Source organism: Paratissierella segnis (assembly GCF_014385195.1).
GTDB classification, from domain to species: Bacteria; Bacillota; Clostridia; order Tissierellales; family Tissierellaceae; genus Paratissierella; species Paratissierella segnis.
Map to the genome: position 1 here is coordinate 1 of NZ_JACRTG010000013.1, position 11948 is coordinate 11948.

General features: G+C 30.6%; 8 protein-coding genes and 1 CRISPR repeat array. All 8 genes read right to left on the reverse strand.

Features of this window, described 5'->3' with window-relative positions:
- Window positions 1-24 precede the first annotated feature (24 nt).
- Window positions 25-2477: a CRISPR direct-repeat array (repeat unit 29 nt; unit sequence GTTTCAATTCCTTATAGGTATTATAAATC).
- 160 nt (window positions 2478-2637) lie between these two features.
- Window positions 2638-2901, reverse strand: a complete 264-nt coding sequence (cas2, locus tag H8707_RS04845; protein WP_262429012.1) for a CRISPR-associated endonuclease Cas2 — start codon at window positions 2899-2901, stop codon at window positions 2638-2640.
- Window positions 2902-2910: 9 nt separating this feature from the next.
- Window positions 2911-3903: a type I-B CRISPR-associated endonuclease Cas1b gene (gene cas1b, locus H8707_RS04850; RefSeq protein WP_262429013.1), complete on the reverse strand. Its 993-nt coding sequence runs from the start codon at window positions 3901-3903 to the stop codon at window positions 2911-2913.
- An 11-nt stretch (window positions 3904-3914) separates the two neighbouring features.
- Entirely contained in the window at window positions 3915-4406 is a 492-nt protein-coding gene (cas4, locus tag H8707_RS04855; RefSeq protein ID WP_262429014.1) for a CRISPR-associated protein Cas4, read from the reverse strand.
- 44 nt (window positions 4407-4450) lie between these two features.
- A complete protein-coding gene (gene cas3 / locus H8707_RS04860; protein WP_262429015.1) occupies window positions 4451-6805 on the reverse strand; it encodes a CRISPR-associated helicase Cas3' in 2355 nt (784 codons plus the stop codon).
- Between the two features lie 15 nt (window positions 6806-6820).
- Window positions 6821-7555 carry a CRISPR-associated protein Cas5 gene (gene cas5 / locus H8707_RS04865; protein WP_262429016.1) on the reverse strand — a complete coding sequence of 245 codons (735 nt, stop codon included), beginning with the start codon at window positions 7553-7555 and terminating at the stop codon, window positions 6821-6823.
- Window positions 7556-7564: 9 nt separating this feature from the next.
- Window positions 7565-8479, reverse strand: coding sequence for a type I-B CRISPR-associated protein Cas7/Csh2 (gene cas7b / locus H8707_RS04870; protein ID WP_262429017.1), 915 nt, complete (start codon window positions 8477-8479; stop codon window positions 7565-7567).
- Entirely contained in the window at window positions 8472-10430 is a 1959-nt protein-coding gene (locus H8707_RS04875; protein WP_262429018.1) for a TIGR02556 family CRISPR-associated protein, read from the reverse strand. The genes cas7b and H8707_RS04875 overlap by 8 nt, the downstream gene beginning before the upstream one ends.
- A 174-nt stretch (window positions 10431-10604) precedes the next feature.
- A complete protein-coding gene (gene cas6, locus H8707_RS04880) occupies window positions 10605-11360 on the reverse strand; it encodes a CRISPR-associated endoribonuclease Cas6 (RefSeq protein ID WP_262429019.1) in 756 nt (251 codons plus the stop codon).
- Window positions 11361-11948: the final 588 nt, after the last annotated feature.

An 11948-nucleotide genomic window follows, 5' to 3' on the forward strand; every position in this document is an offset into this window, starting at 1 on the left:
TTCCAAATTGGCAGCCAACAGCAGGTTTCAATTCCTTATAGGTATTATAAATCCTGCCAGTGCTAGTATATTGATGTATGTCGCATGGAGTTTCAATTCCTTATAGGTATTATAAATCGAGGCAGGATTGGTTCCAAATTGGCAGCCAACAGCAGGTTTCAATTCCTTATAGGTATTATAAATCCTGCCAGTGCTAGTATATTGATGTATGTCGCATGGAGTTTCAATTCCTTATAGGTATTATAAATCGGCAACACTTTATTAAAGAAATGTGATATAATTAAAAGTTTCAATTCCTTATAGGTATTATAAATCAAATTAAAAAACAGGGTTATTTTTGGTGGTAAATTTGTTTCAATTCCTTATAGGTATTATAAATCTTGAATACAGCCGATTAAACGGCTATGAGCTAATTAGTTTCAATTCCTTATAGGTATTATAAATCATCTTCCATCATCACTTTACAGATCAACATATTCCTGTTTCAATTCCTTATAGGTATTATAAATCTAGTGGGCTACAAAGCGTTATAAGTGGATTACATGGTTTCAATTCCTTATAGGTATTATAAATCAATGGTATGAAACCGTCAATTTGTCCATCTTCTTCGTTTCAATTCCTTATAGGTATTATAAATCAAGGTATTTAAAGAAGATTATTTGGGGAAATGGCTGTTTCAATTCCTTATAGGTATTATAAATCATGCTTATGGAGGAAAGAAAATTTAGTGGAAAGCTTGTTTCAATTCCTTATAGGTATTATAAATCCTAATGCTACTAGATAAACTCTCTATACCTTCTACTAGTTTCAATTCCTTATAGGTATTATAAATCTTTTGGTAATATATATGCTAGAACTAGTCTACTAGGGTTTCAATTCCTTATAGGTATTATAAATCGCTATGATGTAGTTATTGCAATGGTTATATAGATTAGTTTCAATTCCTTATAGGTATTATAAATCTAGCACTCCACTAAAAAGGATTGCGGTTGAGTTAAAGTTTCAATTCCTTATAGGTATTATAAATCTTCCAAATGATTAGCTGCAAAGCTCCAGAATGACTGAGTTTCAATTCCTTATAGGTATTATAAATCCAATATAATTTAATACAGATTTAAGCTTTTAAAAGTGTTTCAATTCCTTATAGGTATTATAAATCTTGAAAATCCACCATCACCAAGCAATAGCCCCATAGCAGTTTCAATTCCTTATAGGTATTATAAATCATTTAAACAACTAATAAGTTAAGAAATCACTATTATATGTTTCAATTCCTTATAGGTATTATAAATCATTAGAAAAACAACTAAAGCAACTTACTAATGCAAGTTTCAATTCCTTATAGGTATTATAAATCTGGTAGTATATAGATAGATTTAAGTCTATCAAAAAAGTTTCAATTCCTTATAGGTATTATAAATCTCACATCAGGTTGCAGCTGTAGAAAAACTAGGTAAAAGTTTCAATTCCTTATAGGTATTATAAATCTTCCAACAACAATCAATGGCCCCATTCACAGAACAATGTTTCAATTCCTTATAGGTATTATAAATCCTGATTCGCTTATTCTATGTTGTAATTCTGCTTGTCTTTGTTTCAATTCCTTATAGGTATTATAAATCATATTGTAAAGATGATTTAAAACCTGGATATCTAATGTTTCAATTCCTTATAGGTATTATAAATCAAGTATTAAAAAAAATAAAAGGGAGTGTTGTAAATGTGTTTCAATTCCTTATAGGTATTATAAATCGTTTTGTCTCACATGGAAAGCTGATATACATTCATTGTTTCAATTCCTTATAGGTATTATAAATCTTTGTCATTGTAGACAACTCCTTTATATTTTATTATTTGTTTCAATTCCTTATAGGTATTATAAATCTTGCATCATCTTTTTTTGTTGGATTTCTATTTGAATGTTTCAATTCCTTATAGGTATTATAAATCTGCAATTTCAGTCTCTAAGCTATCGATTTTAAGCAAGTTTCAATTCCTTATAGGTATTATAAATCTTGTATCTAATTCAGGCTTCAATCTATCCAATATCAGTTTCAATTCCTTATAGGTATTATAAATCCAGACTAAAGTTCGCTGTTAAAAGCGATTTAGTATACGTTTCAATTCCTTATAGGTATTATAAATCTTAAGGCTTTTAACCCTTATTTGCTCATGTTTGTATCCGTTTCAATTCCTTATAGGTATTATAAATCCCGGCGACAAGATTATTTATGTGCTAGGGTATGACAAGTTTCAATTCCTTATAGGTATTATAAATCTATGATATTAGCTTGTATTGCATGACAATTTGGGTATGTTTCAATTCCTTATAGGTATTATAAATCCCGGCGACAAGATTATTTATGTGCTAGGGTATGACAAGTTTCAATTCCTTATAGGTATTATAAATCTATGATATTAGCTTGTATTGCATGACAATTTGGGTATGTTTCAATTCCTTATAGGTATTATAAATCCCATTTTTTTGCCCAAAATAAGCCATTCTGGGATAAGGTTGTACATATAAAATTATATTTAAAATATTAACCTAATAAGTTTAATATTCATTTTTCAACCTTTTCTCATTTACTAAATAATGTCGATTCCTTAGGTTTTTTACCTCATTATGGGGCGACGTTAAAAAAATACAGTAGGCTTATTTTTCTCAAATCCGATTATTTCCTTGTTGATATATTTATTTTTGCTTAGAGTGTATATGATTAAAGAATCTTCATCCTTATTCATCTTGTTTCCAAGTTCAATCTTCAATTTTTTGAGATTACCCTCTGTAATTTCACCTTCAAATACTGAATTTTGAACCCAAGTTAAATATTTCCTGCATGTTTTCAGTGCCTTAGCTACTCTATTCTCACCAAAATCGTAAACTAAAATTATGTACATTAAATCACCTTACCATTTTGCTAAGAAAGGAACATATTGTTCACCTTCTGTTATAAGCTTCTGAAGTTTATAAGCTTCCATACGTATCAACCTTTTATAACTGACACGATTCGAAAGCTGTGGATGCTTTATTGTAGTCTCTAATTTATCATTAAATTCTTTTATGAACTTCATACGACCTTCATCCTTTAGTATGATGCCTCCAAGGTCTTTATTAAAGTCTTTTTTTGTAATTATTTTTTTATTAATCAGTAAAAATATTGTTCTGTCTACTATTATCGGCTTAAATATTTCAGAAATATCAAGATTTAGAGAAAATCTTCTGTCATTTGTAGTATGAAGATAACCTATGCGTGGATCAAGCTGGGTCTGGTATATCTGAGATAAAGTTAGAGTGTAAAGCATAGAATTCCCAAAACTTATCAAAGAATTTATCCTATCCTTTGGTGGTCTTCTGGATCTTGACTCAAATTCAAAATCTTCATCATTTAAAATTTTATTAAAGCATTTATAATAAATCTGCCTTACGTTACCTTCTACGGCCATAATTGTTTCAATTGTTTCCTGAAATTGCAAAGATGCAAGAAGAACTGTAATTTCTTCTATCTCAGAGCTAACATCACAATTTCGCCTGTTATAATATTTTAATACTTGTAAAATGTTATTTGTTGCACCTACAATAAATTTTCTTGCTATATTTACTCTTTTACTATAATCAAGATATGCCTCACTTTGCTTTAATATTACATATCCAGAATTAAGAAATTCTCTCGGATAAAATGTCCCTACATAGTAATCATAATAATTATAAAAGTGTATCATAATTTTACTTGAACAAATAAATTCGAGAAATCTTTTGTTTATATCCACTTCTCCAAATACATAGATTGATTCCACGTCATTTACAGGAATGTATTTCTTTCCTTCTTCTCCCTCAAACATTAAAGTATTATCTTTACGATAAAGTTTACCGTTGTTAAATATAAATATATCTTTTTTCATATATCGCTCCTTTAAGAATAACAGTATTCATTATATCCGCATTTTGCACAAAATTTACATTTTACTACCTTTGGAGGAACATCCCTTTCTGCTATAGAAATAATATTATTACCCATGGTTTCAAGCTCCCGTAATCCCTCTTCATCAAGCTTAACCTCTGTACGCTTTTTCTCTTCAGGATATAACAAAACCCCTTCCGCATCAATTCCAGCATCTTTCAGTACTTTTAAATAATACATAAGTTGCCATTTAGATGCTTCACTGTACCTTGAAGTCTTTTTAGTTTCACCAATAACAAGCTTTTCTTTTGTATCCAATATAACATCAAATTTTACATTACCAAATGCAACTTCTTTCTTGTTTCTCTTGTAGGTCTGTTCATGCATGAAACGCCCATAATCTATGTTTTCATCACTCTGGTCAGGAACTATATTTCTGTACATTAGCCACACTTCTCTTTTGCATATGTTATAATACCAGATTAATGTACCATTGACTTCCATTTTATTCTTCACCCGAATTCTAATCAAAATTTTACACTTTATGCTTAGTAAAATATTGCACTATCATCTTCTTTACGCTTATATCCTATAGAACTATCATAGTATATGTCCATGCCACTTAGTGGTATTCGCAATATGTCATATCCCGGAACTATATTAAATTTCTCTATTTTTCTCCAATACTTTTTCGGCATGGAAATATAATAACTGCTCATTTTCTTTTTAATTGGAAGAGTCACTTCCATTCTCTTATTAATATCTTCAATCTTATATGCCTCAATATATTGCTGAAGCAAGTCTTCCGCTTCCTCATCATATTCTATGTAAACATCCATATACCCATTGGTTTCATCTATTAATGAAAACTTTCCAATTTCATATTTATAGTTTTCATCAAAATTTAATCCTTCTATAGACGATATGAATTCCTTTGATACTTGCTGAGATTTTTTGATACTTATTTTTTGATAATATTCATTAATCAATTGAAGATAAGTTCTTTCCTCAATTTCATCATATGATCCTAAAATCTTACTAACAATATCTATTATATCAAATCCATAAATCTTTTCCCCATATGTTCTGTTATCATCGCCAATCATTTTAACCACATTTACATTTCCAATAAAACCTCTGTTGTTCCTGTTACATCTTCCTGCACACTGAATAATGGAATCTAAAGGTGCCAAATCTCTATACACCTCATCAAAATCCAAGTCAACGCCTGCTTCTACAACCTGAGTGGAAACTAAAATTATTTTTTCATTATCTAATTCTTCTTTTAATTCCTCTATCCTTTGTTTTCGATGCAAAGGTATAAGGTTTGTAGACAAGTATTTAAGTTTGTGTCCATATTCATTAAAAGCTCCAAAGTTTTCTTGCAATAATCCATACAAATCAAGTGATTGAGAAATTGTATTCACTACAATCATATAAGATTTATCCTCTATTTTATCACTGAAATAATCAGCAAATTCTTTAACTGTCATTTCTGAATCTATATTACACACAAGTTTTGTTCTATTAAACACATTAAAATATTTTTCATTATCTTCTAGCAATTCAACTGCATCAGGAAAAAACAGTGGCTTTGTTGCAGTCATTATTATTATATGACAGTTAAGCTCCTCAGACAGCTTTTTAAAAACATAATACAGAAGCTTGAAATATTTAATATCCACAGCTTGAACTTCATCCATCAGAATAACTGCATCCTTGAGGGCATGAAACTTTTTCAGCATCTTGTTATTAGCACCAACTGCAGTTTCGAGAAATTGAACAAACGTTGTAACTATTACTCCGCTTTCCCAGTTTTCCATGAATGTCTGGTAATCACCGGCATTATATATTTCATCACTTCTTTCTTCTTCGTAGCTGCTGAGGTGATGATGTTTCATAATATATCCGTATTCGTTTTTCTTAAAATCCTTATCGGAAATATATAATTTTCTGATTTCATCATAATTTTGATCGATGATTGAGGTGTATGGAAGAACATATACTATCTTTTTTAATTCTGGTTTAAGCTCCTTTAATTTTAATGCTGCAAAAAAGCCAGTCATAGTTTTACCGGAACCTGTAGGAGCAGTGATAGAAAATAATTTGCTGGTATAACTTTTTTTAATACCCTCCTGGACTTTTAGGAAAATTTCATTTCTTATATGATTAATCTTAGTTATACCTTTATTACCAGTATCCTTAAATTTACTTTCCCTAATACAATTAAGTTTAGAAAAATCTATGAATTTCTGTTCAATAGGTTTAACCCTTGAAGCACTAATTTTATCAGCAGATATAAGAGCAGAAAAAATCTGCTGATGAATCCAATACAATGTTTTATCTTTATGCTTACACATATCTTCCTTGCGTAGCTCAAGTAAAGTATTGCTTATGGAATTTTCATCCTTGATAAAATTTTTGAATTCTTGTCCAAACCCTAATTCTGCATATTCCTTATAAACAATGTCAAAATTATCTTTTATGTTTTCCTTTTGCTTAGTCAGCAGTTCAAGCTTTCGATACATTTCCTCATGTTTTTCTATTTTAATGGTCGTAGCAGGCAAGTATTTTTCATAATTTTTTACACGGCTATGATGAGACAAAACTGCGCTATATGTTAAAAGGGGAAGTCTTCCTTCCCCAAATCCTCGTTCCAACATCACATATGCAGTAAAAACAGCCGATATATGAGAATGGTTACCAACATCTAATTTATTTTTTTCCTTTTCAAAAAGCCTGTCCTGAAAATATGTTGTATATTTGCCAAAATCATGGCAGCATGCAACAATTTCATGAATACGAGAAAAATGTATATTTCCGTATATTAAGGAATATTCCCTTACTTGATATAAATGATCAACTAAACGCATATTAGGTTCACGATGTGAAAAAAAATCCATTTTTTTCTCCTCCTTCTACATGAACACTATATTTTCTTTCTCCCTAACTCCATTGAGTACATTTACTGCATAATATCCTCTTTTAAACTTAACCTCCAGTGATTTTCCTCTTTGATCAAATATATATGAACCACTTTTTTTAACCTGTCTGTTAGCACCAAAATCCCTTGGCATTCGTTCCTTTACAAGCTGGTATTCTCCAAGCTTTATCTCTTCTATTTCTTCAGCAAGCACTATAGAGCTTATTTTTACATATTCTTCTTTTTCTTCCGGCAATATTTCACATAGGCTGACATTTTCAACACTTCCTTGGAAAAACACCGTACCCAGGCTTGGTGGATATACAAGTTTGTTTTTAACAAGCCTGTCCTGAAGTTCGTCCATATAATCCTCATCAGAAGCAGCATATATCCTGTATGATACTTTATATTCATTATCACCGCCAGTGATAACCTCAAAGGGAATTTGAGTATGCTCGTCAGGAGCATTAAGCTTTGATACTGAAGTAGCCTTGATATAATTTAATGTCTGCGTGATACTCCGTGTAGGCAAATTTTTCTTCACAGCAATATGCAGCTTTTCCGATGACATTTTTTCATAATAGCTATCCCTCTCAAACCCTAAAAAGGAAGCTAATAAACCTTCAATTGTAGTACGAGGAGGTAACGAATAGGACAAAGATGAAGAATTAGTATAAAATTTCCTGAAGTGAGCAAAATTGCCCTCTATGTCAAAAACCACACCTTTCATGGCACCCACCTACTGCACTTTGATCAGGTTAAATTCATTTAAAGCTTCTTCAAGCAGTACATCCTCGTTATTGTAGCTTAAAACAAGTGCTTCATCACAGAAATAATATACTTTATCTATTAATTCTTTATTAGCATTAAGATATTCTATAAGCATGCTTATATCAACGTTACATTCAGTAATATCCCTAATGCCTGTATCTTCAATACCTTTGGCAGGAATAATCTTGATATAGCTTCTCAAATCTCTGAGCATTGTTTCAGAATCCTTAAATTCAAGTCTTATATACAGTCTGGGGTACTGTCCAATCTTGCTTCTTGTTGCAAGAAGCGGAATTGCTTTGTAAAGAGCTTCATCTAAAAGAAGTATATCTTCTTCCTTAAGATTTGTATTTTTAGCCCTTCTACCGCTTATAGTTCCGGAAAATGCAATCAAAGAATATTTAACTCTGTAATCCTTTCCTATTGCGCCCTGCTTATTGCCTTCAGTGGAAGCAAAATGCGATGTAATGCTTGATTCGAGAAGCTCTACTCTATTTAATGAATATCCCCAGTTAAATTGTACCGGTCCCGTAAGTGCCTTATTATCTTTTTTAAACGGAATAGTCGCTCCGAACAATCTTATATCTATATATTCATTTTTTATTTTTTCAATGTCAAGTTTATCTCCACTTGCGAAACCTTTAATCCTCTCTGAAGCTGTTACCGGTTTTTCTTCTTTACTATCGGGATCGTTGACTTTTTGTACGTACATTTCATAACCTTTGTCTTTTAAATAATCCCTTACATATCTTTTAAGCCTTAAATCTGATACAAGGTTTAAACTTCTCTCATAATCCATTCTGGGTCTGTTTTCTTCATCCGGATCTCCATTTGGATTAGTCAGCTTAGCATCATACAAGTACAATATTTCACCATTATTCATTTTTAGTTTCCTCCTTTTTTTTCATGGTTTCAAATGCATATCCCGAAAGTATATAGTACAGGTTTTCGTCCTTGTTATATTTCCACTGGTTTTCATTAAGCCCAAGTAAATTTTTGTGAGCGGAGAAAACAGCCTCATTATACATCAAGATTTTTTCCTGTCTAAGCTTTTCAAAAATATCATTAGACAAGCGTTTAACCTTTGCAAAATCCATTCCATTAAAATTGAGTTTATTAAGTACCGGTTTGTAGTTTCCTGAAGTCTTATTGCCATCTTGCTTATTTTCTGCATCCTTGCTGTTTTGCTTCCTTCCTACAGCACCTACAAGACACCCCAGCAGGAACAAAGAAGCCTTCTGCTCATCATAACCCATATCGCTTATAAAATTTTTATAATTTTCTTTAATGTTTAATGATAGTGCATCCATTGCTTCACCCCTTTCTATATTCCCCATGTTTTCCATGAACACCATATAAAATAATCCATCTGCAATTTTAAAATCAATATAGTTTTTGCTGTCAGGTGCAGAAACATTGTAATCACCTTGCTCAAACCAATTAATTTTAAAACAACTGACAATATTTGAAATAATTTCTCTTCGACTTACACTCCTGCCATAAAATAAAGCTTCGTATATGCCGAGAACATTTTGATACTGAACCGGAGATTGCTGACTCAATTTAACAGGAGTCATGTAATAAATCAGATTAAGTCCTCTTTGAAATTTTCTGTTTGTTATCCATGGTGCAAAATATTTTTCAAAAAGTTTTAATGAATCATTTACACTTTCTCCGATTTTTTCAAAAATACCGGGATCAATATCCTTAATTAGTTTTAAAATTTTAGTTGCCTGGTTCATTTTCTTATAAAACACCAGGTTAATCAGATAGCGATTCCCTTTCCCGGACGCAAGATTCAGCGCCTTTAATTCATTTTTATATCTTGTAAGGTTGTCTATATTATTTGACATGTTTATCGTCTGCCTTAATTTTTCACTTAATCTAAGCATGTCTTCCCGATCAAAATCATAACTGCTGTAAATAATATGCGGAATAATGTATACATCCAGCTTGGATATTCTGCCTTTCATATTGTTCTGAATAAAATTTTCTCCTGCAAGAAGCTTGTCCTTACAACTTTTACACAATACCATATTTTTATCATAATTTTTTATGTCAAAATTATTTGCGAAAATCACCTGATTTGTAGTATAGTACTTTATGCTCATCTCACTTAAATCTGCTGTACAGCTTTTTGTAGAACCGCAATAACTACAACATAAATCATCGTTTTCTTCACCATTGGGCGAAACTTCTTCAAAACTGTCTTCAATAAGCTTTTTGTACCAGTCTGAAAAAGCTATGGGTGTACTGTCAATGCAAAGAGTATACAAACCTATTTGCTTACTTTTTGTGCCCATAGATTTTTCAAGGTATTTTTGCAATTCCTTCTGAAGATTATTCTGAACCTCCTTATAGGGCTTGGCCTTTCCTTTAAACTTCTCATAAATGTCGACAAAGCTTTCCTCAATTATTCCCGCTTTATGCATATCCAGCATAAATCTATATTTTGGCGTAACCTTTTCCCCAAAATCATAAAAAAAATCTTTAATAATCATATTCAGAGTTTGTTTAATGTCTTTTGATACATCCTTATCTCTCAACTGGCTTATAACTTCTGAAATGAGTGATGCAGGATTTGTAAACGTAACCCGGTACTGGCAGGCATTTGGTCCTCCTGATCTTCCTAAATGTAAATACTCATATACTGTGTCTTCATCCATTTCCGCATAATCAAAGCTTAATTTCTTTAGATGAGTATCAAAGTTTATAAAAATGATTTTCTTTATGTTCTCCTTGTTGTCTTCATAATTCACTTTTACTATGCTGCTGTCAATTATATTCTGCCCAGAAAGTATTTTCCCTCCAATGTCAATAATTGCTTCTAACATTTAATTCACCTCCTTATTTTTTAGTATTAGTTTAATAATAACATTATACCTCTTTACAATACTTTGTCAATATTTATATTGAAAAAACTCATGACTTATTCTATACTTAAATAAATACTAACTAAAAGGATTTTAAATGTATTTGTTTACTAATATATAATACCTATAAGGAATTTATTTTTGTTTCAAAATCTCTTCTTTAACTATTAACCCCATACCCTGAGAATTTTTCCCTCCAAGACCTGCGCAAAATGCTATATCCATAAGCTCTTGCGCTCCTTCTATTTCAAATGTACCTGTATGACCTTTTATAATAAAGCCTTTGTACTTAATAATACTTTCGTGTATATCCCTTTTAGGTACAATTAAAAAATTATCATTCGTAGGATCATCACCATATAATGCGATGTATTTGTGAATAAGATTTTTACGTATATAGGATGAAAATTCTTTTTCATATGGGTTATAGTAATATGTCTTTTTATTATTTTCAGGTGTAAGTAATGTACTGTAGATAGTAATGGGAGACATGGCAGCCACAATTTCTTTCTGGGATACATCCTGCCTTATAAACTCTATTTTGGATATAACCGCCGTATTTTGTCCTATATTAACATATTTATCCGCATTGATTATGGAATTAAAAACATACCTAAAAAAATCATTATCTACAGAAGAAAAATATAGACTTATATCTTTAGGAAATACAAATCTTTTCTTCTTCCGGTCAATTAATAAAGGTCTTTCCAAAATATTTGAAAAACTAAAAAGTTTATAACTTCGATTATTAAAGATATATCCCTGATTATGCATAAAGTTGGCATAAGATTCTTCGTTTATAAACTTATACAAAATAGATTGAATTATATAGTTGTAAGATGTGGGTAAATGTATTTGTGAATCTGAGGAAAAACTAATTTTACAAAGCATATATACCTCCTAGTACAATATTTTTATATGATATGATACATGATAAAACAATCACGTTCATATCCCTTCTTGTATATAATATAATTAAAGCATTAAAAAACCAATGCACATTGAAAATTTAACACTATTATATCATTTTTGCTTTAGATATGAGTGATGATAAAGATGATAAAATGGTATAAGTTTTTATATTTGATATTAGATTTCAATATGCACTATCCTACACAAGATTTAAAAAGCAGTCACTTAGTGATAAATCTTTAGGAATATTTTCTGAAAGATAAAAGATTATAAAAACACATTAAAATAGCTGCATTAAACCTCAAAAACTTTGTAAATACTATGATAACTTAGTTAACCATCCAAAAATTAATTTTAAAATAGCTAATATAACTTAAATGGTATTTATAGGGACAATTAACAATTATTAAAGTAAGCGTCTAATAATAGATGTGTTGTATAATTATAGGGATATCGGTATGATATCCCTATAATTGTATTTATTAAGCTTTACATGTTTTTTGAATTAAATCATCCCAAGGCATCATTAGATCTAATACTTTAGGATTGGTTTTCACATTGGATCCA

What these genes read in the sequence shown, in the direction of transcription:
- cas4 (WP_262429014.1), bottom strand. Translation starts at nt 4,406, where the DNA reads ATGGAAGTCAATGGTACATTAATCTGGTATTATAACATATGCAAAAGA.
- cas7b (WP_262429017.1), bottom strand. Translation starts at nt 8,479, where the DNA reads ATGAATAATGGTGAAATATTGTACTTGTATGATGCTAAGCTGACTAAT.
- cas2 (WP_262429012.1), bottom strand. Translation starts at nt 2,901, where the DNA reads ATGTACATAATTTTAGTTTACGATTTTGGTGAGAATAGAGTAGCTAAG.
- cas1b (WP_262429013.1), bottom strand. Translation starts at nt 3,903, where the DNA reads ATGAAAAAAGATATATTTATATTTAACAACGGTAAACTTTATCGTAAA.
- cas3 (WP_262429015.1), bottom strand. Translation starts at nt 6,805, where the DNA reads ATGGATTTTTTTTCACATCGTGAACCTAATATGCGTTTAGTTGATCAT.
- cas6 (WP_262429019.1), bottom strand. Translation starts at nt 11,360, where the DNA reads ATGCTTTGTAAAATTAGTTTTTCCTCAGATTCACAAATACATTTACCC.
- H8707_RS04875 (WP_262429018.1), bottom strand. Translation starts at nt 10,430, where the DNA reads ATGTTAGAAGCAATTATTGACATTGGAGGGAAAATACTTTCTGGGCAG.
- cas5 (WP_262429016.1), bottom strand. Translation starts at nt 7,555, where the DNA reads ATGAAAGGTGTGGTTTTTGACATAGAGGGCAATTTTGCTCACTTCAGG.